The sequence below is a fragment of the Geotalea sp. SG265 genome, from assembly GCF_022808985.1.
GTDB lineage: Bacteria > Desulfobacterota > Desulfuromonadia > Geobacterales > Geobacteraceae > Geotalea.
In genome coordinates, this window is sequence record NZ_JAKZFT010000011.1 from 1 (window position 1) to 22,401 (window position 22,401).

At 54.8% G+C, this 22,401-nt stretch carries 19 protein-coding genes and 1 riboswitch; of the genes, 14 read left to right on the forward strand and 5 right to left on the reverse strand.

The features are described 5' to 3' along the window. The 3 genes from ML541_RS12995 to ML541_RS13005 form a co-directional block, all read left to right on the forward strand. Positions 1–186, forward strand: a 186-nt coding sequence (locus ML541_RS12995) for a hypothetical protein (RefSeq protein WP_243373473.1), incomplete at its 5' end; no start/stop codon positions are given. Positions 187–191: 5 nt separating this feature from the next. After that, positions 192–1,046, forward strand: coding sequence for a transposase (locus ML541_RS13000; protein WP_243373474.1), 855 nt, complete (start codon positions 192–194; stop codon positions 1,044–1,046). Between the two features lie 45 nt (positions 1,047–1,091). Next, a complete protein-coding gene (locus ML541_RS13005; RefSeq protein ID WP_243373475.1) occupies positions 1,092–3,032 on the forward strand; it encodes a PAS domain S-box protein in 1,941 nt (646 codons plus the stop codon). Positions 3,033–3,112: 80 nt separating this feature from the next. Here the strand turns inward: ML541_RS13005 and ML541_RS13010 are convergent, their stop codons facing one another. The 4 genes from ML541_RS13010 to ML541_RS13025 form a co-directional block, all read right to left on the reverse strand. Further along, positions 3,113–3,784: a C40 family peptidase gene (locus ML541_RS13010; RefSeq protein WP_243373476.1), complete on the reverse strand. Its 672-nt coding sequence runs from the start codon at positions 3,782–3,784 to the stop codon at positions 3,113–3,115. 107 nt (positions 3,785–3,891) lie between these two features. Continuing rightward, a riboswitch (cyclic di-GMP riboswitch) is annotated at positions 3,892–3,967 on the reverse strand. Between the two features lie 566 nt (positions 3,968–4,533). Continuing rightward, positions 4,534–5,517: a serine/threonine protein kinase gene (locus tag ML541_RS13015; RefSeq protein ID WP_243373477.1), complete on the reverse strand. Its 984-nt coding sequence runs from the start codon at positions 5,515–5,517 to the stop codon at positions 4,534–4,536. A 292-nt stretch (positions 5,518–5,809) separates the two neighbouring features. Then, positions 5,810–5,947, reverse strand: a complete 138-nt coding sequence (locus ML541_RS13020) for an entericidin A/B family lipoprotein (RefSeq protein WP_243373481.1) — start codon at positions 5,945–5,947, stop codon at positions 5,810–5,812. A gap of 164 nt (positions 5,948–6,111) precedes the next feature. Further along, positions 6,112–6,567, reverse strand: a complete 456-nt coding sequence (locus ML541_RS13025; protein ID WP_243373482.1) for a thermonuclease family protein — start codon at positions 6,565–6,567, stop codon at positions 6,112–6,114. Between the two features lie 409 nt (positions 6,568–6,976). On the opposite strand from ML541_RS13025, the gene mutS reads away from it, so the two are divergent. From mutS to ML541_RS13060, 7 genes are all read left to right on the forward strand, one after another. Beyond that, entirely contained in the window at positions 6,977–9,595 is a 2,619-nt protein-coding gene (gene mutS, locus ML541_RS13030; RefSeq protein WP_243373484.1) for a DNA mismatch repair protein MutS, read from the forward strand. A 4-nt stretch (positions 9,596–9,599) separates the two neighbouring features. After that, positions 9,600–10,991: an N-acetylmuramoyl-L-alanine amidase gene (locus tag ML541_RS13035; protein WP_243373486.1), complete on the forward strand. Its 1,392-nt coding sequence runs from the start codon at positions 9,600–9,602 to the stop codon at positions 10,989–10,991. Between the two features lie 37 nt (positions 10,992–11,028). Continuing rightward, complete coding sequence (gene glnD / locus ML541_RS13040) at positions 11,029–13,722, forward strand: [protein-PII] uridylyltransferase (protein WP_243373488.1); 2,694 nt, start codon at positions 11,029–11,031, stop codon at positions 13,720–13,722. Next, entirely contained in the window at positions 13,719–14,606 is an 888-nt protein-coding gene (gene xerD / locus ML541_RS13045; RefSeq protein WP_243373491.1) for a site-specific tyrosine recombinase XerD, read from the forward strand. Before glnD ends, xerD begins: the two co-directional genes overlap by 4 nt. A 31-nt stretch (positions 14,607–14,637) precedes the next feature. Next, positions 14,638–15,840, forward strand: coding sequence for a cofactor-independent phosphoglycerate mutase (locus ML541_RS13050; RefSeq protein WP_243373496.1), 1,203 nt, complete (start codon positions 14,638–14,640; stop codon positions 15,838–15,840). A gap of 92 nt (positions 15,841–15,932) precedes the next feature. After that, entirely contained in the window at positions 15,933–16,877 is a 945-nt protein-coding gene (locus ML541_RS13055) for a class 1 fructose-bisphosphatase (protein ID WP_243373643.1), read from the forward strand. Between the two features lie 12 nt (positions 16,878–16,889). Further along, positions 16,890–17,165, forward strand: a complete 276-nt coding sequence (locus ML541_RS13060; protein WP_243373498.1) for a hypothetical protein — start codon at positions 16,890–16,892, stop codon at positions 17,163–17,165. Positions 17,166–17,361: 196 nt separating this feature from the next. Here the strand turns inward: ML541_RS13060 and ML541_RS13065 are convergent, their stop codons facing one another. Then, positions 17,362–18,582 (reverse strand): ammonium transporter, encoded by a 1,221-nt coding sequence (locus ML541_RS13065; RefSeq protein ID WP_243373501.1) that lies wholly within the window; start codon positions 18,580–18,582, stop codon positions 17,362–17,364. A 270-nt stretch (positions 18,583–18,852) separates the two neighbouring features. Here ML541_RS13065 and ML541_RS13070 point away from each other — a divergent pair, with 270 nt between their 5' ends. The 4 genes from ML541_RS13070 (at position 18,853) to ML541_RS13085 (ending at position 22,400) form a co-directional block, all read left to right on the forward strand. Beyond that, positions 18,853–20,010, forward strand: coding sequence for an acetoin utilization protein AcuC (locus tag ML541_RS13070; protein ID WP_243373503.1), 1,158 nt, complete (start codon positions 18,853–18,855; stop codon positions 20,008–20,010). Beyond that, positions 19,988–20,845, forward strand: coding sequence for a hypothetical protein (locus ML541_RS13075; RefSeq protein ID WP_243373504.1), 858 nt, complete (start codon positions 19,988–19,990; stop codon positions 20,843–20,845). Before ML541_RS13070 ends, ML541_RS13075 begins: the two co-directional genes overlap by 23 nt. Positions 20,846–20,856: 11 nt before the next feature. Then, entirely contained in the window at positions 20,857–21,789 is a 933-nt protein-coding gene (locus tag ML541_RS13080) for a tetratricopeptide repeat protein (protein ID WP_243373505.1), read from the forward strand. Positions 21,790–21,962: 173 nt separating this feature from the next. Then, complete coding sequence (locus tag ML541_RS13085; RefSeq protein WP_243373506.1) at positions 21,963–22,400, forward strand: hypothetical protein; 438 nt, start codon at positions 21,963–21,965, stop codon at positions 22,398–22,400. Position 22,401 lies beyond the last annotated feature (1 nt).

The following is a 22,401-nucleotide window of genomic DNA, read 5'->3' on the forward strand; positions in this document are numbered from 1 at the left end:
AGTAAAATGGCTGTAGGACATGGTGGGTTCCTTTCTGGAGTGAGTGTTGGTCGCGCTTCACACACTACCAGAAAACCATCATGTCCTGCTTTTTTATCACGTGGTGCACTTACGAATAGAATCTACCGCTTTTACATAATCCAGTGGGGTCAGGTCTTGAAATATAACTTTTTACCGGTAAAATAAAAACTATGGCTCGTCCTCTACGCATAGAATACCCTGGTGCAGTCTACCACGTCACATCCCGCGGCAATGCCCGTGCAGATATTTATACCGGTGACGCCGACCGGGGATTGTTCCTGAAGATCCTGGGACAGGTTGTCAGGCGCTTTAACTGGGTGTGCCACGCCTATTGCCTCATGGATAATCATTACCATCTACTGGTGGAGACCCCCGAGGGAAACCTGTCCGCAGGGATGAGGCAGCTGAATGGTGTGTATACTCAGGCCTTCAACAGGGAATGCTCCCGAGATGGCCATATTTTCAAAGGCAGGTTCAAGGCCATTCTGGTGGAAAAAGAGAGTCATCTGTTGGAGCTTTGCCGCTATGTTGTTTTGAACCCGATCCGGGCACACATGGTCGATGCGCCGGAAAAATACAGATGGAGCAGTTACCTTGCCACAATCGGCAAAGTGCCAAAAGAGCCATGTCTTACCACCGCATGGGTTTTGAGTAACTTCTCCGGCACTGCATCCAGTGCAATGCGGTTATACAAATCCTTTGTCCATGACGGCATCGGTTTGGATGAATCGCCTTGGGAGCGACTTGCCGGGCAGATAGTACTCGGCACTGAGCAGTTCATCGAACGGATCAGGGGGAGATTCGACAATCAAGAGACGCTTCCGGAAATCCCCCGGGTACAACGGAATGTAGGGCGTCCTGCACTCGTTGAACTTTTCAATGACCACATGCGGACGAACAAGGGAGAAAGGAACGTGGCAATTGCTCTGGCCCATGGCACCCATGGCTACACCCTCAAAGAAATAGCCGAGGAGCTGGGCCTTCACTATACGACGATCAGCAAGGTGATAAACCGGGAAAAGTGATATTTCAAGACTTGACCCCATCAGTTGAAATAAGGATGCCGGACAATGGGAAGGAAAATTCTTGACGATTTTCTGAAAAGGATCGGGAGCAAATACCGCCATAAAGATGAGGCATCGCAGCAGAGTTTTGCCTTGTTGCAGGTCGTTTTTGACGAGGCTTTCCAGCTGATGGGGCTTCTGAAGCCGGATGGAACGTTGATCAAGATCAACAAAACTGCGCACCGTTCCATCAGTGGTCATGAATCTGAGGTGATCGGCAAGCCCTTCTGGGAAACTCCTTGGTGGGCCCATTCTTCCATTGAGCAGGAACGCCTGCGTAAGGCCGTCGGGGATGCTGCTCGCGGTGAGTTCGTCCGCTTCGAAACGACCCACATGACCAGTGATGGCCAAATGATTTACGTGGATTTTTCCCTGAAACCAGTCAAGGACCACAAGGGGAACGTGGTGCTGCTCGTTCCCGAGGGGCGGGATATCTCGGAACGGAGGCGGGCGGAGCAGGCCCTGCGGGAGTCTGCAGTCAAGTACCGGATCGTTGCCGACAATACCTACAACTGGGAGTTCTGGCTTGCTCCCGACGGTCGGTTTCTCTACACATCTCCGTCCTGTTTTCGCATCAGCGGTCATCGTGCTGAGGAATTCATCGCCGATGCAGGCTTGTTGATCCGGATTATCCATCCGGATGACCGGCAAATCTGGCTCGATCACCGTCACGATGTTACAAAAATCAAGGCCTTGAGCGATGTAGAGCTACGCATGGTCCGTCCGGACGGCGATACCCGCTGGGTCCACCATATCTGTCTCCCGGTTTACGCCGACAATGAGGAATACCTGGGGGTGCGCGGCAGCTTTTCCGACATAACGAACCGCAGGCTTGCGGAGGAAAAGAACGAGCGGTTGGCAGGCATCGTCGAAGCTTCCGACGACGCCGTGATCGGTAAAACGGTGGATGGCATCATCACCAGTTGGAACAAGGGTGCTGCAAAGATTTTCGGTTATGCTGAGAGCGAAGTTCGCGGCCAACCGGTTACCATGCTTGTCCCTCCCGAGAATGCAGCCCAGCTTCTCCGTGTCCATGACCGGGTCAGACAGGGGGAGCATATCGAACATTTCGAGATCGTCAGTAGAAGGAAAGATGGGACCCTTATCAACATGTCCGTTACCTATTCGCCTGTCAGGGATTCACTGGGAAAGGTGATTGCCGTATCGACCATCGCCCGGGACATCACCGATCAGAAGAAGTCAGCGGCCGCCATGGTGGAAAACGCCATGATAAACAGGGAGCTGGATATAGCAAAGCAGATCCAGCAATCCTTCCTCCCTGCGTGCCCGTCATCACTTCCAGGCATGCTCATGACCTGCTGCTGTATTCCTGCAGCGCAGGTTGGGGGCGATTACTATGATTTTTTTGTGCTTGATGACAGCATTGTCGATGCCGTCATCGCCGATGTCACAGGGCACAGTGTAGGATCTTCGCTGTTGATGAGCGTCACGCGCAGTGTGCTTCATGCCAAGGTGAATCTCAGCCGTTCCCCACGGGACCTTCTTGCGGCGGTAAATGAGTTGCTCTACGACGACCTTTCACGGACAGAGCTGCTTATCAGCATGTTCTACGTGCGGATCGACAACCAGAGATCCACCCTGGCCTATGCCAATGCAGGGCACAACCATCCTTTTCTCTATCGCCACAGACAGCGCGAGTTTCTCGAACTGGATGCCGATGGTCTGGTCATGGGGGTAAGAAAGACGGTGATCTTTGATGAAAAGGAAACGGTACTGGAGCCGGGGGATATTCTGGCCCTCTATACCGACGGCATCATCGAGGCGGAGAATGCTCAAGGTGATCCATTCGGCACAGACCGGCTTCGTCGCGTTATCGAAACCCATTGCGACCTGCATCCAAAAGAGATTATGGGGGCCTTGCTGCAAGAATTGAAGCTGTTCAGGCGTACCGACGACGTCACCATGATTGTCTTCAAAATCGCTTAGACGAAAAAAAACAGGCTGTTTTTCAAAAAAAATACAGCCTGCCTTTTCACCCTGCGATTCACCTTATCCGATACTCGCCATCAGACGTTTACCAGTTCCTTTATCAACGTTTCCACATCGGCAAGCTCCCAGAGATTTTCTCTTCCGTCTGACGGGATGCGGCGCGCGCCCAGAAACCGGGAAAGAAAATAAGGGGTGTCTATTCTGGAAATCGTCACTCTTCCCCCTTCAGAGGATGCGTGAATCATGAGGTCGTTGCCGATGTATATCCCTACATGGGAGGGAAAACCGGCGTAGGTACGATAAAAGAGAAGGTCCCCCTTCTGCAGGTCTCCGGGGGGCACATCCCTGCCAATGGCGTACTGTTCCCGGGCCGTACGGGGGAGCGGCAGGCTGAGGGATGCAAAAACTTTCTTGACGAAAGCTGAACAATCGATGCCGGCATAGCTGCTGCCGCCGAAACGGTACTTGATCCCCAGCAGGCCGAAAGCCTTCTGCAGCACCGCATTTTCAGAAGGCTCCAGTTCCGACTCCAGATATTCTTCTGCCAACGGCAGGGCGCGGTTACGGGTATCGCGGCGTGAAACGCCAATGGACGGCTGTTTCTTGGCAACTGCACCGGCCGTGCTCTTGTTTAGCGTTTCTACTTTTTTCGCCTTTATACGGGCAGCTTCACTGTTTGAGACTACAATCAGGAAGGAAAAGAACAGAAACAGGGAGAAGAGCAGGAGCAAACGACGAAGGACAGACATGACAATACCTCCATTTTTTGTCCAGCGGTCCTAACTTTCCAATCACCTCCTTGCCCCGCTTTTCCCTCCGCTGATAAAAAGAAAGCCGGGTGCCGTAAATGTGATATTTCGGCAGCCCGGCTGTCTGCTGGAGACCCATGGGTTTTCCGCCCCACCCTCGCGGATGGTTTAGTATTGTCGTCTACCATTAAAAATTTTTCTCATGCTGTGCAAGATGGATTCCTTTTTGTGTTTGACGGTGGTAATTGATCGGAATTACATGATTTTCCGGGTGGCAGCGGTGGCAAAGCGGTATATTGGAAACATGAGGGGGAACAGAAAGAGTCTCATTTTCTGACAAAAATTGTCATGCCCCCATGACAACCTGATGAATGATATTTCGAGTTTGGGGAATGTGGTGCTTTGGTTTGGGGGTACGTAAGGCTGGAGAGCAGGGATTCGGCATGAAATTTGGGCTTGCTGGTGCAGTGGCCTGTAACCAAATAACTATACACTGGAAAAAATATTTTAAACAGGCTGTTTTTTAAACTTTCCGATGTTACAGTAAAACCAGCTGGAAGGAAGCAGAAACTGCACAAAGGAGGACAAAGTTATAGACAATACTCCACCAGGCAGGTTGCATACATAGTTTTCCATCAGATCCGGAGGTATCCTGAGCCGGAACAGACCTTGAAAAGGTATTGAAGATTGATAAAAGAAGAAGCCCACCGTACGACATGGTGGGCTTTTCATTTTCAGTTCAAAGCATTTTACGGCAACTCCAGGGGTGGTTCGTCCAGGGCCGCAAGCTGCTCGCGTAGCTCCAGAATGTGCTCGCCCCAGTAGCGGATGGTGTTGAACCAGGGAAAGGTCTGGGGAAAGATGGGGTCTTGCCAGCGGCGCGCAAGCCAGGCGCTGTAATGGAGCATGCGCAAGGCACGCAAGGCGCCGATCAGCCGCAGTTCCGCCCGATTGAAATCGCAGAACTCGCTGTAGCCTTCGATCAGTGCGGCAAGCTGTGCCGTTTGGCGCGGCCGTTCACCGGAAAGCATCATCCACAGATCCTGCACCGCCGGCGCCATCCGGCTGTCGTCGAAATCGACAAAATGGGGAGCGCTGTCTCGCCAGAGGATATTGCCGCTGTGGCAGTCGCCGTGGACGCGGATGGCCCGGAACGGCACCTGCGCCACTATGCCGTCGATTGCCGCCAGCAACTGAGAGGTGAGCGCCCGGTAGCTTTCACGGTATTCGTCTGGAATGAAGCGATCGAGAAGAAAGGCGGCGCTGGCATGACCAAAGCTCTGGCTATCGAGGGGAGGGCGGTTCAGGAACGGCCTCGTGCTGCCTATGCGATGGATCCTGCCCAGCAGTCGGCCGAGGATCGGCAGGTTGTCCAGGTTGTCGAACTCCGGGGCGTGTCCCCCCTGGCGCGGATAGAGGGCGAAACGGAAGCCGCCATGGTGAAAGAGGCTCTCGCCGCAGGCGTCAGTGAGAGGAGGCACCACCGGCAGTTCATGTTCCGCCAGCTCAAGGCAAAATGCATGCTCTTCCCTGATCTGGCTGTCGTTCCAGCGTCCGGGGCGGTAAAATTTGGCGATGAGAGGTGCACCATCCTCGATACCCACTTGGTAGACGCGGTTTTCGTAGCTGTTCAGAGCCAGGGTGCGGCAGTCGCAATGAAAACCACGGCTTTCCACGGCTTCCATGATAAAGCTCGGGGTGAGGGTATGAAAGGGATGCGCATTGGCAGGCATGGATGTTCCTTCGACATCTGGTGGTCAGGATGGTGTCACCATACCATCAATTGTCCTGATAACCAAGGGAAAGGAACAGGGAAGCGTGGGCGCTGCATCTGACCGGTGCCAAGGCGCGATCCCTTGAGCTGAGGGCTTGGTCGGCGCCGACAATGCCGGTAATCTGTGGGAGTTGCGCTGCCATGTGCGTGAGAAACTGGTGGACTTTATGGTGAGGTCCCACCCGGAGAGCCTGCCCCGATACAGGGCAGACCTGGAAACCCGGTAGGATGAGTGACTTGTGCTGGTGGCGCTATTCTCCGGTAGACCGCTCGATGACCCGTCCACCGCTCTGGACATCCTCGCCGACACCCTTGACGGTGTGACATCCGGCCAGAGCCCAGAGGCACGTAAGCACCAGGAGGGCCGTTCCCATCATCTTCTGTGTCATTGTTGACTCCTTCAAAAGTTATTAACTAACGCTAATACAAAATAAACCACAAAAAAAATCCTCGTCAACAGCGAGGAATTTTATACTCATGGAGCACCGACAATCGTATTGAGGTTCTGAGCGGAAAGCCGGCAGATTCCTTATCTGTGTGAATCGGGTTAGAGCTAACCCACAAGCAGGGCTTCTTTCATTTGCCACAATTTCAAGAACTCCCAAGGAGGCTGGGGATGATCCTGTTTCCATAGTCCGCGGCGCTCTTTCCTGGCTTGCTCTTCGGCTTTTGCGTACTCTGCGGCCACCCTCCCCGCAGGATTGCATTGATGTGCCCAGGCGAAACCTGCTCTCACCATTTCCAGGCCGATGTCTTGTTTGTCGATGACGATTGTGCCCGAATGCTTCTCCTTCCCCATCATGTTCACCGAGACCTTGCGCCTTTCCAGTTTGCTCTTCAGCACCTGAAATGCTTCTTCTCCGAATGGTTGCCCCGGTCGTTTCACCTTGCCCGTTTTCGGATCCCGCTTTTCCCGTTTCGGCGCATCTGTGCCGTAGAGGTGGATTTTAAGAGTTTCACCGGAGGGAAGGGTAAGGGAAAAGGTGTCGCCGCTGTGGACTTCGGACACCATACCCTCCAATACGGATTCTGCCGTGGCAGGAGGAGCAGTGCAAAGGACAAGCAAGCAGAGACTGATAATTTGCCGCAGATATATCATGGTGGCCTCAAGTAGTGACGGAGACATCGGTACTGCCGAAACTGTATTCCTCATTAGAAAATTTGGCAACGAATTTTTTCTCGCGTACCATGTCTGACCATATGGCCGAAGTCAGTGCAGGCGGGCATACGGGTATGACTGGTGTATGGGTAAGTATCTGCGCTTGTAAGGCGATACGTGCCTGTCTTTCCGCTTTTGGTGCTTCTCGCGATAGCGGTGAATGCCCATGGGCATGCCTTGGTTTTCATTTTACAACCTTAGCCGATTTTGCTAGGATGTGGGCCGCATTCCAGCTGCAGAAAAGGCAGAAAAGGTTTCCATGTCTCAAGTCACCCCAATGATGCGGCAGTACCTGGAAATAAAGGCTGACCACCCCGACGCAGTCCTTTTTTTCCGCCTCGGCGATTTCTATGAGATGTTCCTTGACGATGCCGTCAAGGCCTCGCGCATCTTGGATATTACCCTGACTTCCCGCAACAAGAACGCCGAAGGGGATGACGTCCCCCTCTGCGGCATTCCCTATCATTCGGCCGGTCCCTACATAACCAAACTTATCGAAGCCGGGGAAAAAGTCGCCATTTGCGAGCAGGTGGAGGACCCGAAGAGCGTCAAGGGAATCGTCCGCCGCGAAGTGGTCAAGGTGATAACGCCCGGCTTGGTGGTGGATGGTTCCAGCCTCTCCCCCAAGGACAACAACTATCTCCTTTCCCTTTACAACGATGACGGCAACCGCTGGGGGCTTTCGTACCTTGACCTTTCCACCGGAGAATTCCGCCTTACGGAACTTGACGATCTTGATGCGACCATTGCCGAAATGGCCTGCGTTGCTCCCCGGGAGATACTGCTGCCCGGCTCATTTCGTGACAACGGCAGGATGAAGGATCTGGCCCGTGCCACGGCAGGTCTGGTTGTGACCTACGTGGAAGACTGGGTTTATGACGGGGACTACTGCCGTCGCCTGTTGGCGGGCCATTTTGCCGGAGCGACCCCGTCGTCCCTGGGATGTGATCAGATGCCCAGCGGCCTCCATGCGGTAGGTGCGGTGCTCCACTACTTGCAGGAAACCCAGAAGGGAAAGGCTGCCCATGTCACTTCCATCAAGGCCTACACCAATGCCGAACATCTTCTTTTGGACGAGTCGACCCGGAAGAATCTGGAGCTGACGGCAACCCTTGCCGAGGGGAAGCGTAAGGGCTCCCTGCTTGGGCTCATGGACAGAACCACAACGGCCATGGGGGGGAGAAAGGTCAAGCAGTGGATCAATTATCCACTAATAAGTATCAGGGATATCGTCGATCGTCAGGATGCGGTGGAGGCGCTGCTGCAGGATGCTGGTGCTCGTGCCGAGATTGTTGAGCTCTTGAACGGGGTCTACGATCTGGAGCGGTTGAACGGCAGGATCAGCCTGGCCAGTGCCGGAGCCAAGGACCTGGTGGCCATGAAGGAATCCCTGGCGCGGATCCCGGCGATCAAGGATGTCCTGGCGCGATTCTCCTGCACTCTCCTGGACAGTCTCAACGAAAGTCTCAACCCTTTGCCTGAGCTGGTGGAGCTGATTCAGCGCGGCATCGTGGAAAACCCACCCTTCGTCTTGCGGGAGGGGGGGATCATAGCCGATGGCTACAATGCAGAACTGGATGAGCTGCGGGCCATCAGCCGGGAAGGAAAGGGTTTTATCGCCCGCCTTGAAGCCCAGGAGAAGAGCCGGACCGGTATCGGCTCACTGAAGATACGCTACAACAAGGTTTTCGGTTACTACATAGAAGTCACCCGTACCAATCTGGATGCCATTCCCGCCGATTACATCCGCAAGCAAACCCTGGCCAATGCCGAACGGTACATAACCCCCGAACTGAAAGAGTACGAGGACAAGGTTCTGGGGGCGGAAGACCGCATCCGGGACCTTGAATTTTCCCTCTTTCAGGAAGTCAGGGAGATTGCGGCCGGCAACGGCAGGCTCATTGCCCGTACCGCCGACTGCCTGGCTACGGTGGATGTGCTGGTTTCCCTGGCGGAACTGGCCCATGAAAACAGTTACTGCCGCCCTAAGGTCGAGGAAAGTGCCGAACTGACCATCATCGAGGGACGGCACCCGGTCATCGAGGCGCTCAACCAGGGGGAGCGGTTTGTCCCCAACGATACCTTGCTGGACAACGACGAAAACCAGATCATCGTCATCACCGGACCCAACATGGCCGGTAAATCCACCTTCATGCGCCAGGTGGCGCTGATCGTCCTCATGGCCCATATGGGAAGCTTCGTTCCGGCTACAGAAGCGCGTATCGGCCTTGTGGACCGCATTTTCACCAGGGTCGGGGCTTCCGACAATCTGGCTCGCGGCCAGTCCACCTTCATGGTGGAGATGATGGAGGCGGCAAACATTCTCCGCAACGCCACACCGAAGAGCCTGGTAATACTGGACGAAATAGGGCGCGGCACCTCCACCTTCGATGGGGTGTCCATAGCCTGGGCCGTGGCCGAGTTCCTCCACGATAACGGAGCACATGCGGCAAAAACCCTGTTTGCTACCCATTACCACGAATTGACCGAACTGTCCGCTACGCGTAAGCGTATCAAGAACTTCAACATCGCCGTCAGGGAATGGAACGAGCAGATCATCTTTTTGCGCAAGATCGTTCCCGGCGGAGCCTCTCACTCTTATGGCATCCAGGTGGCGAGGCTGGCGGGGCTTCCCCTGGAGGTGATCGAACGGGCCAAGGAAATCCTCGTCAACCTGGAAAAGGGGGAATTCGCCGAAGAAGGAATACCCCGCATTGCCCGTGGGAAAAAAGGGGGCTACACTGCTCCCGTTTCCCAGCTTTCACTGTTTCACGACACCGAAGATCAACTGCGCAAAAGGCTTATGGCCGTCGATGTGACTACGCTGACTCCCCTTGAGGCGCTTAACCTGCTGGACGAACTGAAAAGGATGGCATGAAATAATGCGAAGGATGCTGATTTTTTCCTGGATAACCATAGTCGCGGTATTTTTCTTTTCCGCACTGCCGTCATGGGCTGAAGAGGGCGCCACCGGCAAGACGGCCAAACATGTGAAAAAGGTCGGTAAAAAAGCGAAAGAAAAAGAGGACGGCAAGAGTAAAAACGCCAGAAAAGAGGGCAAGAAAAAGGCAGGCAAGAAGGAAGCCAGAAAGCAGGAGAAGAAGGGAGCCGCTCTGCCCAAGGCCGCGGCCATCAAGAGTGAAGAGCCGGAACCCGCCGCACTGGTAAAAGAGATCCGCCACTGGTCCAACCCCGACTATACCCGTATTGCCGTCACCCTCGACCGCGAGGCCAGATTTGAATATCACCGGATACTGGCTGCCGGAGATGCAGGTGCATCACGGGTCTATATCGATATCGAAGGTGCTCGCCTTGATCCGGGGGTCAAAGACCACCCCATCGGCGACGGACTGCTGAAAACAGCCCGTGTTGCCCAGTATCGGGCCGACGTGGTCCGGGTCGTGCTGGATCTGGACAGCATCAAGGATTACAAGATATTTACTTTTTCCAGTCCATTCCGCATCATCATCGATGTCAAGGGGGACCGCCAGCCAGAAATATCCGCCACAAAGGAGAGCATCAAGGAGGCGCCTCCCCTTGCCGAGGTGGCGAAGATTGCTGCCGTTGAAGAAAAGGTCCAACCGGCAAAGAAGGGAAAACCGGCCAAGATCCGCAGGATCGTAGTCGACCCCGGACACGGCGGCCATGACCCGGGTGCCGTCGGGGCTGGCGGAACCCGGGAAAAGGACGTGGTGCTGCAGATCGGCCTGAAGCTTGCCCGCAAGTTGAAGGAGGAACTGGGACTGGATGTTGTCATGACACGTTCCACCGATGTCTTTATCGAGCTGCAGGAGCGTACCGCCATTGCCAACAAGGTGGGAGCCGACCTTTTCGTTTCAGTCCATGCCAATGCTTCCCTCAATCGTAATGCCAGCGGCATGGAAACCTATTATCTCAACCTGGCCAAGACGGAAAAGGCCGCCCAACTGGCTGCCAAGGAAAACGGCACCTCTCTGGAAAAGGTCAGCCTGCTCCAGGCGGTGCTCTTCGATCTCATGGCCAACTACAAGCTGAATGATTCGGCGCATCTTGCCGACGAAGTGCAAAAGGCTGCCTACGGAAAAGCCAACGCCCAATTCCCCCTGAAGAACCTCGGGGTGAAACAGGGCCCGTTCTATGTGCTTGTGGGAGCGACCATGCCGAGCATCCTGGTGGAGACCGCTTTCCTCAGCAATGAGCGTGAGGAGGAGCGCCTTAAGGATCCGCGCTATCAGGAGGCGGTGGCCGAAGGGATAACGGCAGGGATCAAGGGATATATTTCGACCCTGAAATAGCAGGTCACGATCGGCAGTTTCACTGCAGCGGAGCACTATGGAATACCACATCGATCATTACTTTCCGGAAACGTACAAGAAGGGCTACGCCTCCTTTGAGGAGGTGCGCCCGGTCCTGCTGGCCGCCAGCAAGGAATATCTGGGGTACTATCGGGAGCAGATAAAGGAACGGCACCGCGCCGGGGAATCGGGGGAGTGGGTGGTGAAGGCAATCACCGCCATGACCGATACCCTGATCCACAAGCTGTTTCTCAGCATCACCAAGTGGCTTGATAATTACAAGCAGGCCAGGGAACAGCTTACCCTGATTGCTGTCGGTGGATACGGCCGCGGCGAGCTCAATCCTTATTCCGATATCGACCTGATGTTCCTCCATGGTGGGAAAGAGCCTCAACGGATCGAGGAAATCGCCCAGAAGCTTCTCTATTTCCTCTGGGACATGCGGCTGGACGTGGGGTATTCGGTGCGCACCCTCAACGATTGCATCGAGATGTCCGGCGCTGATACCACCGTGAAAACGGCCATGCTCGACGCCCGGTTCATCGTCGGCAGTCGATTGCTGTTTCAGAACTTTCAGAAGACCATGCTGACCCAGATCCTGGCCAAGAGAAGCGATGCCTTTATCCGCGAGAAACTGGACGAGTTGAAGAAGCGGCGGGATAAATACGGGTCCAGCATCTACATCCTCGAACCGAACATCAAGGAAGGGGAGGGGTGCCTGCGGGACCTGCACACTGCAATCTGGGTCGCCAAGATCAAATACAAGATCACCGATCCCCGCGAGCTGATCGTCAAGGGGGTGCTTTCCGAGGACGAACTCGCCGTGTACAACGCCTCGCTCTCTTACCTGTGGCGCATCCGGAATGAAATGCACTACCTGGCCGGGCGCAAGAACGACCAGCTGACCTTCGACATCCAAACAAGCCTCGCCCGATTCTTCGGCTACAGGGACCGGGGCAAGGTGCTGGCGGTGGAAGATTTCATGCGCGATTTCTATCTCCACGCCACGAGGGTAGAGCATTTTTCATCCCTGGTCATGACCAAGTGTGCGCTGCGCGAAGAGGGACCTTTGAAGATTCTCGGCTACTTCACCCGCCGCCCAGTGGGAGAAGGCTTTTATGTGCTGAAAGGGGAGTTGGTGATTCCGGACGAGTCAATCATCCAGAAGGACCCGGCCCGTTTGATGAAGCTATTCGAGTATGCCCAGAAGCACAGCGTATCCCTGAACATCAAGGTGAAGTCACTGGTGCGGCGAAGCCTGCACCTGGTCAACGACAAATTCCGCCGTTCGAAAGAGGTCAATAATTCCTTCTTCGCCATTCTGCGCTCGGAAAAAGGGGTTGCCGAGACCCTCAAGCTCATGCACCACCTGGAATTTCTTAATGTCTTTCTGCCGGAATTCGAGAGGATCTACTGCAAGGTGCAGCATGACATCTACCATATCTATACGGTGGATATCCATTCGTTGTTCTGTGTTGAAGAGATCGTCAAGCTGTGGAAAGGGGTGCATCGGGAGGATCTGCCGCTTCTGACGCAGCTTGCCTGCGAGGTGGACAAGCGGGAGTTGCTTCTTCTGGCGGTGCTGCTTCACGATATCGGCAAAGGTGAAGGGGGAGGCCATGCGGAAAAGGGGGCCGATCTGTCCCGGACCATTGCCCGGCGCATGGGACTCAGCAAGGAGGACAGCGAACGCCTCGATTTCCTCATCAGGAGCCACCTGCTTTATGCCCACATCGCCCAGCGACGCGATCTGCACGACGAGAAGATGATCATCCAGTTCGCCCGTCAGATGGGCAAGAGTGAAAACCTGAAGATGCTCTATCTGCTCACCTATGCCGACATAAAGGGAGTGGGGCCGGAGGTCTGGACCGAATGGAAGGCGTTGCTGTTGCAGGAGCTGTATGAAAAGGCGTTCCAGGTTCTTGAGCGGGGCGATTTCGAATTGGAGGCAAGCAGCGAGCGGGTGAAAAAGGTCAAACGCCAGGTCCTGGAGATCATCGATGACGAATATCCGGCGGCAGTGGTCAAGGATGAATTGAAGGCACTAACCACACGGCACGTCCTTTCCAACTCGCCGCCGGTCATTGCCGACCACGTGCGCATTCTGCTCCAATTGGAAGATAAACCGCTGGTGCTGAAGGTTGCCCACGAAATTGACAAGGGTTTCTCCAGTTTTACCATCTGCACCTTAGATACCCCCGGTCTCTTTTCCATGATAACGGGGGTGATGGCGGCAAACGGCATGAATATATTAGGTGCCCAAATACTGACCAATCTTAACGGCAAGGTGCTGGACATACTGCAGGTCAATTCTCCCCAGGGCTTTGTGGTGACCGAAGAGGCACGCTGGAAGCGGGTCGAGGATGATATGCGCCAGGTTCTCGAAGGTAAGACGAAGATCGCTGCCCTGGTGAAGCGACGGAACCGGGCCGCTTTCCTTGCGGAGAAGGCAAAGCCGAAATTCCCCACCAGGGTCGAGATCGATAACGAGGTGTCCGCCGACTACACGGTCATCGATATCTATGCCCACGACAAGGTTGGGCTCCTTTACCGGATCACCAGCACCCTGAGCGATCTCGGGCTCTACATCGGCGTGTCGAAGATTTCCACCAAGGTAGATCAGGTTGCCGACGTCTTTTATGTGAAAGATATCTTTGGTCAGAAGATCCTGGATGAGGGTAAGTTGGAGGAGATTCGCGGGCGGCTCCTCCAGAGTATCGACGAGGCATGAACCAATTTCTGGATCTCTTTCTCAACTACCTGCTGGTGGAGAAGGGTTTGACAAGGAACACCCTTGAGGCCTATAGTCGGGACCTGAGCGTCTACCTGAATTTCCTGGCAGGTCGGGGGCTCCTCGATCCGGAGCGGATCACGGCCACGGACGTGGTCGAGCACCTGGGGCACTTGAAGGAGCGGGGACTTTCCCCCAGAAGCCGGGCCAGGGCGCTTTCGGCAATAAAAATGTTCCACCGTTTCCTGATGGTGGAAAACCATTGCCCGAACAATCCTGCCGCTATCATCGAAGCACCGAGGAGCCTGAACCGGCTGCCCGACGTGCTGTCCGGCCGCGAGGTGGAACAGCTCCTGGATTCGGCCCGCTCCGGGGATTTGAAGGATGAGCGGGACCTGGCCATGCTCGAAGTGCTTTATGCCACGGGGCTGCGCGTTTCCGAACTTGTGGCGCTGAAGCTCAAGGATGTCAACCTTGATGCGGGCTATCTCCTGACCATGGGCAAGGGGGAAAAGGAGCGTCTGGTGCCCATGGGAGAATCCGCACAAGCCGCCACAATGGAATACCTGCAGGCAGCCCGGCGGAAAGCCGCCAAAGGAGGCAACTGCGACATCCTGTTTCTCAGCAGGCTGGGGCACGGCATGACACGCCAGGCCTTCTGGAATATCATCAAGAAGCGAGTCGGGGCAGCAGGCATCAGGAAAACCATTTCGCCCCACAGCCTGCGCCACTCGTTCGCCACCCATCTGCTGGAAAACGGCGCAGACCTGCGCAGCGTCCAGATCATGCTCGGCCATGCGGACCTGTCCTCCACGCAGATTTATACACACGTCACAAGGGAGCGGCTCAAGCAGCTGCACCAGGAGTTCCATCCAAGAGGTTGAAGTTGTCACTATACCCACGAAAGGAAGTTTCATGAAGTACATCGTCTTGCTCGGCGACGGCATGTCGGACGAAAAGATCGGAGAGCTCGGGGGAAAAACTCCCCTGCAGGCGGCTCGCACCCCCAACATGGATTTCATGGCAAAGCGCGGCCGGCTCGGACTGGCCAGAACGGTCCCCGATGGCCTGCCGCCGGGAAGCGACGTGGCGAATCTTTCCGTATTCGGCTATGACCCCGCCAGTTGCTATACCGGCAGGTCTCCCCTGGAGGCGGCGAGCATGGGTGTTGAACTTGGCCGGGATGACGTGGCCTTCCGGGTCAACCTGGTCAATCTGCAACCCTGTGCAGGCAAGCTGTACATGAACGATTATTCTGCGGGACACATCTCTACCGAGGATGGTCGAGAACTGGCCGAGGCACTGCAAGAGCACCTGGGCAACGAGGAGTTCCAATTCTATCCCGGGGTCGGCTATCGCCATCTCATGGTCTGGCGCAACGGAAAGGACAAACTCCGCGCCACGCCTCCCCACGACATCACCGGAAAGGAAATTCTCCAGTTCCTGCCCCAAGGGGACGGGGCCGAGGAGCTCATCAACCTGATGAACTCTTCCCAGCTGCTTTTCTTCAATCATCCCCAGTATAAGCGGCGGGCGGAAAAAGGGGAGACTCCGGCCAACTCCATCTGGCTCTGGGGGCACGGTAAATCACCGAGAATGTCCACCTTTGCCGACAAGTTCGGTCTCAGCGGCGCCGTCATCTCGGCAGTGGACTTGATCAAGGGAATCGGGGTCTATGCTGGCCTGGACATCATCAACGTACCGGGAGCGACGGGATATATCGACACCAATTACAAGGGCAAGGCTGATGCGGCCCTTCAGGCGCTGCAGAATCACGACTATGTCTACCTGCACGTGGAGGCGCCCGATGAGGCATCCCATTCGGGCAGCTTGCAGGACAAGATCAAGGCCATCGAGCAGTTCGATGCACTGGTGGTCGGGACGGTCATGGAGGGCATACGCCGGTTCGGCGACTACCGCATTCTTTGCGCCCCCGACCATCCCACCCCGGTCGGCCTGATGACCCATACCGCGAACCCTGTTCCCTTCATTCTCTACGGTGGTGAGGAAAAGGCCGACGATGCCGTTGCCGGCTATGACGAGGAATCCGCTGCCGCCGCGGGGCTGATTGTCAGCGAGGGATATAGATTGATGGAAATGATGATGGGAAAGGGCTGAAGGCAGGAGATCTTACCGGCCATTTGCGCTTGATTTGCGCTGCGGTTTCAGTTAAGCTTACAAAAATTTAATCTTAGTTCAAAGGGGGCACCATAATGTTAAGCGAACCGGGGAAGTCCAAGTTCCAGATTGATCTGCGCCGTCATCTGCGCAGCCAGAATATTTGCGACAAGCTTGTCCATCTTATCTGTGAGATTGCCGAGGCCAGCAAGTACGTGATCAACGCCGTCCGCACCGGCGACCTGGGCGTAGCCGGTACATCGAATCTTTACGGCGAGGAGCAGCTGGCTCTGGATGTGCTGTCCGACAGGATCATGAGGAAACGGCTCATCCATTCGGGGGTGGTCTGCAATATCGCTTCCGAGGAGATGGACGAGATCTACCAGGTGACCACCGATTCCGACGGTCTCTACTCGGTCGCCTACGATCCCCTTGACGGCTCTTCGCTGGTGGACGTCAACCTGGCCGTCGGGACCATCGTCTCCATCTTCAAGGGAGACAACCTACTGCAGGAAGGACGCAAGCAGGTGGCGGCCATGTACATACTTTACGGACCACGGGTCTCGCTGGTATACTCGGTGGGTGACGGTGTCCACGAATTCACCATGAACCAGCTGATGGAGTACAACCTGACCCGCGAAAATGTCCGCATGCAGCGCGATGGTAATATTTACTCCCCCGGCGGTTTGCGCAACAAGTACAATGATGGGGACGAGAAATTTATCCGCTATCTGGAGGCCAAAGGCTGCAAGTTGCGCTACTCTGGCGGGTTCGTACCGGACATCAATCAGGTCCTGATGAAAGGCAAGGGACTTTTCATGTACCCGGCGCTGAATGGTTCGCCCAACGGCAAGCTGCGTCTCCTTTTCGAACTCAATCCCATGGCCTTTCTCATCGAACATGCCGGAGGTGCTGCAACCAACGGCAAGATACCCATATTGGACATCAAGCCGGAAAGTCTCGACCAGCGAGCCCCTATTTACATAGGTTGCTCTGAAGACGTGAACCGGGCGATGGAGTATGTGGTCAAAGCATAAAACGGGGTAAATATGGAAGAAGTACAATCTCAACGAAGGCTTTGTTCTGAAATTCAGCTGTTCGACCTGTGTGACCGGGACGTCTGTTCTCACCGCGACGGGCGCTACTGCACCAAAGGGGATATCCTTGCCAAATTCGAGGCTATCAAGGAAGAAGACGAGCGCTCCCCTGAGCAGTTTATGGCCGACGAGCTTGACGATACGGAAGGTGCCGGTGATATGGGCTACGATGAAGCGTTTGGCGTCGACGAATATGGGGATGACGAACCTGACGAAGACGATCTGTAAACGCTTTCGATAATATGAAAAAAGCCGCCTTGGTAAAGGCGGCTCATTGACAAACCCCGCTTTTTTGGCGGGGTTTTGTTATTTCTGACGGTTGTGTTAGCGGAAGAGAATTTCGGATATTAAGGCGGTCGGCCTCAATGAGGCCTTAGCGGCTTCAGGACCCGTCACTTGGAAAGAGTCGGTCTTGCGGCCCGTTCTAACGGACATGATCTTCCGGATAAGCACCGATGCTGTGGATGCTCAGATCGGCACCGGCGAACTCCTGTTCTTCGTCGAGCCTGATGCCGACCAGTTTTGAAAGGCAGCCATAGACAATGATGCTGCTCGTCAGGGCAAAGGCAATGGCCAGCACCGATCCCATCAGTTGCGATAGGAATGTGACGCCTCCCATGCCGCCGAAAAACCGTTGACCGAAGATCCCGGCAGCGATTCCTCCCCAGGAACCGATTACCCCATGGAGCGGCCAGACACCAAGTACGTCGTCGATCTTCAGTTTTTCCTGCTCCAGATGGAACCCATAGACAAAGATGATGGAAGCTATACAGCCGGTGATGAAGGCAGCCAAGGGATGCATGATGTCGCTTCCCGCGCAGACGGCAATCAATCCGGCCAGGGCGCCGTTATGGGCGAAACCGGGATCGTTTTTGCCAGCCACAACTGCCGCAAGTACTCCCCCGACCATGGCCATGAGCGAATTGACGGCAACGAGGCCGGAGATCTTTTCCAGGTGTCCTGCGCTCATGACGTTGAAGCCGAACCACCCCACAGCAAGAATCCAGGAACCGAGAGCAAGAAAGGGTATGTTGCTGATGGGAATAGGATGGGATTTACCTCGCAGGTAGCGCCCCATGCGCGGGCCCAGGATGATCACGGCAGGCAGGGCGATCCAGCCCCCGAGGGAATGGACGACCACTGAGCCGGCATAATCATGAAACTCTGCTCCACCGAGGGATTTGAAAAGACCTTGCAGTGTCGAGGAGTGTTGACCCCAGATCAGCGACTCGAAGAGCGGATAGGTCAATCCGGCAAATATGGCCCCTGCCAGCACCTGTGGCCAGAACTTCGCCCGTTCGGCGATCCCTCCGGAGATAATGGCGGGTATGCAGGCGGCAAAGCAGAGCAGGAAAAAGAAGTGGGTGAGGTCATATCCCTGGCTGTTTCCCAGCAGGTTGCCCGCCGGTGTCAGGAACGATATGCCGTAGGCAAGGGGAAAGCCCACGAGAAAATAGATGATGGTCGAAACCGACCAGTCGGTGAGAATCTTGACGAAGGCATTTACCTGGTTTTTCTTCCGGACGGTGCCCACTTCAAGAAAGGCGAACCCTGCGTGCATGGCAAAGACCATCACGGCACCAAGCATGAGAAAGAGAATGTCTGCACTACTGTGAAGAATTGCCGGCGTTGGCATTGCTTCCATTTATTACCTCCATTGGTAAACTGCTTGCCCCTCTTTGGGCAAGGCCAGGCTTTGCCATAGCAACCTTTTTGCCAATTTGTAATTGCATGTAATTACAGGGAATCACAGGCCGGAGTTCTTCATATATTCTGCCGGCTGCTTAAAAATTCACCGCCAATGCTTAAAAACATGACTTCTGACGCGGAAATAGTTGTTGACGGTTACTGGCTATCATTGTAAATTCTCAACAATTCACGCTAGTTCCCCACTCTGTGAACGGCCGGAGAACCATTGACCGCCAGAACCGCACTAATCTATTCACCCGATTGCGGCTCCTACTGTTACGGGACTGATCATCCCTTCAAAATTCAACGGTACCGGCTTGCCTATGAGTTGATTCGTGCCTACGGACTTGCATCGCTTCCCGATGCATGTCTGTGCGATTGCGGCACCGTTACGGAAGACCAGCTGCTTTCTTTCCATTCAGTGGATTATCTGGCCAGGCTGAAAGAATTCAGCGCTTCGGCAGAACCGAGAGCGGACTTCCGTTTCGGTCTCGGCGATACGGAAAACCCCATTTTTAAAGGTGTATTCGATTGGGCATGCATGGGGACGGCAGGAACCATGGCAGCTGTCCGACTGGTAGTCGAAGAGGGCTACCAAGCGGCCTTCAATCTTGCCGGCGGCTGGCATCATGCCCACCGGAATAATGCTTCGGGCTTTTCATACCTGAATGATGCTGCCGTCGCCATCAACTACCTCCTTGAGCAAGGGAAGCGAGTGGTCTACCTGGACCTGGATGCCCACCACGGAGACGGGGTTCAGGAGGCCTTTTACGAAACCGACCGGGTACTGACGATTTCTTTGCATCAGAGTGGGGTATATTTTTTTCCCGGCACTGGTTTTGAAGAGGAGATCGGCACCGGAAAAGGAACCGGTTACACGGTTAATGTGCCCCTTCTTGAGCATACTGACGATGCCATTTACATGAAGGCTTTCGATGAGGTGGCATTTCCGCTGATTGCCGCATACGATCCGGATGTACTGGTCACCCAGATGGGAGCCGACACCTTTCGCACCGATCCTTTGACGAAGCTGGAAATAACTACCCATGCCTATTCCTACATCACCAGAAAATTGAAGGCATTGCGCATCCCCTGGGTGGCAGTGGGGGGCGGGGGATACGACAACATGAATGTTGCCCGGGCCTGGACGATAGTCTGGGGGATCATGAATGGCAGGGACCTGGCCCCATCGCTCCCCCCGAGCTTCATCGAGGCGATCAGGCCGATGGGCTTTCCCCATAGTATGCTTCTGGATGCAATGCACTGGGCGGAGGAGGATGATCGTAACCGGGCATTGGATGCCGTAGAAAAATCCATAGCCCTGCTGAGAAAAACCATTTTTCCTGTTATTATCGGTGCCTATGGCAAGACTTCCGGGAAATGAACAACTGACCGATTCCAGGGGAAATGCCCTTTTTTCCCTTAGGGACATTAGTTTTCTTGATGCCGGGGAGAAAGAAAGACTATATTCGAGACTCATTCCCGAACGCCTGTATAAGGTGCTGGGGATCAGACCGGGAACCGTGGGAGGTGCCGGCGATACGGCAAAAATCCGCTTCATTGCTCCTTCCGGCCTGGGCCTAATGCGCATCGAAGCGCGGCTAAACCCTGCTGAGAACGATCGGGTTTTCTTTCTGGAGTTGGCGGACACCCATTACCGGCAGATGGAGCTGTCGTTCTGCATCATTAACGACATGACCGCACCCCGGTACGATGTGGACAAGGATGAGCGCGGGCAAGACAACTGCTTTGCCAGCACCGGCAGAAATCTTCCGGAGGAGATGCGGGCCATGGAGGTCGGCCTTTTCCCCAATCAGACCCATCGCGGCCTAAAGATGTTCAAGGAGGTTTTCTCGCTTCTGGAACTCTTCGTGGATGGTCTGGGTATGGAAATGATCATTGCTGAACCGCTGACTTACGATAATGCGCTCCGTTACGAGAAATACGGTTTCGACTACATCACCGGCAAGCGATTGATGCAGGATATAAACGAAGGCTTCAAACCGGGGGGCATGCTCGCTGCGCGGCTGGACAACTCGACCCCCTTTCGCCGTCCGGAGATGGCCGCAACGGTCCTCGGCCGCAGCTGGTCTATCCATGATGGTATCCTGGACGAGCCCTGGGATGATGTGAAGATATACAAGATGATCGGCAGGTCGGCCGGCATCGATACCTTTCCCGAAAGGGACAGACAGGAGAACGAATCATCGAACACCTAACTATCGCCACCATGACTCCGGTGGCAGGAATCGCCTATTTTGAACCCTCTGTAGATGCCACCCTGAAAGGGCTTGACGACAAAATCAATATTCCCATCGGCGGTGTGCCCATTCCGCTTCTGGAAGAGGATATTGCCTCTCTTGACGTTTCTTGCCCCAGCTACGACGCTGTGGGGCGAGGCATTTATCAGCTGTTACGGGCAAATCCCGATGCAGTCGGCAGCAGCCACTATGCACAATTACTGCAGCAGGCCTATCCACACTACCTTTCTGAACTGGCAAGCCACATCGTCATGCTGGATCGGAAAGACGTGGAAGTTTCCTATCTGGACAGGAAGATCAATTATCTGAAGATATTTGCCCTGCTCGAACCGGAAAACGCGGAGTTTCCATTCGAGATAGGCAAAACTCTACTGGACAAGGGACTGAGGCTCTCCGCCCTGCATCTTTCCACGGTTTCCCTTTACCGGGCAGCCGATTACCTTGAAAAGGCGCGCCAGTTGCAGGCGCAGCATCTCCCTGCCCGAAACGCCCTTGGTGAGGTTTACTATCTGCTCGGCAAGTACGAAAAGGCGGCATCCTGCTGGAGCGGGCTAGCTACAGAGGTTGACGCAGCCGAGGCCGGAAAGCTCGCAGCACGCCTGAAAGCAATCGAAGCTGGGGAACTGCCGCGCATACCGGCAGTGGACTATCTCGAAGCGGTGGCCGTGGCCTTGGGCCTTTATGAGCGGGAGCAGTACGACGAGTCGGCGGCCATTCTTCAGGACATAATCGACGATGCCGTCTTCCGTGATCAATTTCCCCTGCCGGAGCTTTATTACTACCTGGCCTTATGCTGCAAAAACCTGGCTATGCCCAAGTATGCGGAAGAGTATCTGCAGGAAGCACTCAGGATAAATCCCGAGTATGAAGAGGCCCGCGCTGCACTGGCAGGGCTCTATTAGGAGATTTATGTTCGGTTTCAGCCCGGGAGACTGGCTTTTCATCGCCTTGGTAATGATCACCATATTCTGTTGCGTAGCCATCAGCGATATGAGAAAGAAGAAATGACCTGCTTTAACCGCTGTAAAGCAAGGCAGGGCGTACTGGTCCGACAGCCACTGGAGAGGAAAACCGCATGGTAGACAGCGACGAATTGCGCCGCCCTTTGGGATTGACACTTCTCACAGGGCTCTATTTCTTCTTTTTTCTTGTTTCAGTTTCCACCTTCGGCAATCCGTATCCGTTCCTCGGTGGCATTTATACGGACACTCCTGCCAAGATGTTGGTTTTTGCCGACAGCCTCATGTGTCTCTATCTCTTTCTGGGAACCATGAAACGCCAGTTGCTGACGTGGTACATGCTGATCCTTTACAACCTCTTCCAGGTGGCCAACACCATCATCAACCTCACCTTCATCAAGCCCCAGGAGGTTGAAACTCTTTTAGGCTCCCGGGTACAGCCGGAGGCCATGTGGGCCAACAACATCGCGGCTTCCCTGGCTATTCTGCTCCTGACCCAGTTCATTTATCGCCACAAGCACTATTTTACCAACAAGCACAAGTATCTGTTCTAGT

Bases quoted from the DNA above. Each gene is read 5' to 3' on its own strand.
- ML541_RS13005 (WP_243373475.1), top strand. From the start codon at position 1,092: ATGGGAAGGAAAATTCTTGACGATTTTCTGAAAAGGATCGGGAGCAAA.
- glnD (WP_243373488.1), top strand. From the start codon at position 11,029: ATGGAATACCACATCGATCATTACTTTCCGGAAACGTACAAGAAGGGC.
- ML541_RS13000 (WP_243373474.1), top strand. From the start codon at position 192: ATGGCTCGTCCTCTACGCATAGAATACCCTGGTGCAGTCTACCACGTC.
- ML541_RS13050 (WP_243373496.1), top strand. From the start codon at position 14,638: ATGAAGTACATCGTCTTGCTCGGCGACGGCATGTCGGACGAAAAGATC.
- ML541_RS13015 (WP_243373477.1), bottom strand. From the start codon at position 5,517: ATGCCTGCCAATGCGCATCCCTTTCATACCCTCACCCCGAGCTTTATC.
- ML541_RS13010 (WP_243373476.1), bottom strand. From the start codon at position 3,784: ATGTCTGTCCTTCGTCGTTTGCTCCTGCTCTTCTCCCTGTTTCTGTTC.
- ML541_RS13035 (WP_243373486.1), top strand. From the start codon at position 9,600: ATGCGAAGGATGCTGATTTTTTCCTGGATAACCATAGTCGCGGTATTT.
- ML541_RS13060 (WP_243373498.1), top strand. From the start codon at position 16,890: ATGGAAGAAGTACAATCTCAACGAAGGCTTTGTTCTGAAATTCAGCTG.
- ML541_RS13085 (WP_243373506.1), top strand. From the start codon at position 21,963: ATGGTAGACAGCGACGAATTGCGCCGCCCTTTGGGATTGACACTTCTC.
- ML541_RS13075 (WP_243373504.1), top strand. From the start codon at position 19,988: ATGGCAAGACTTCCGGGAAATGAACAACTGACCGATTCCAGGGGAAAT.
- ML541_RS13065 (WP_243373501.1), bottom strand. From the start codon at position 18,582: ATGGAAGCAATGCCAACGCCGGCAATTCTTCACAGTAGTGCAGACATT.
- mutS (WP_243373484.1), top strand. From the start codon at position 6,977: ATGTCTCAAGTCACCCCAATGATGCGGCAGTACCTGGAAATAAAGGCT.
- xerD (WP_243373491.1), top strand. From the start codon at position 13,719: ATGAACCAATTTCTGGATCTCTTTCTCAACTACCTGCTGGTGGAGAAG.
- ML541_RS13080 (WP_243373505.1), top strand. From the start codon at position 20,857: ATGACTCCGGTGGCAGGAATCGCCTATTTTGAACCCTCTGTAGATGCC.
- ML541_RS13020 (WP_243373481.1), bottom strand. From the start codon at position 5,947: ATGACACAGAAGATGATGGGAACGGCCCTCCTGGTGCTTACGTGCCTC.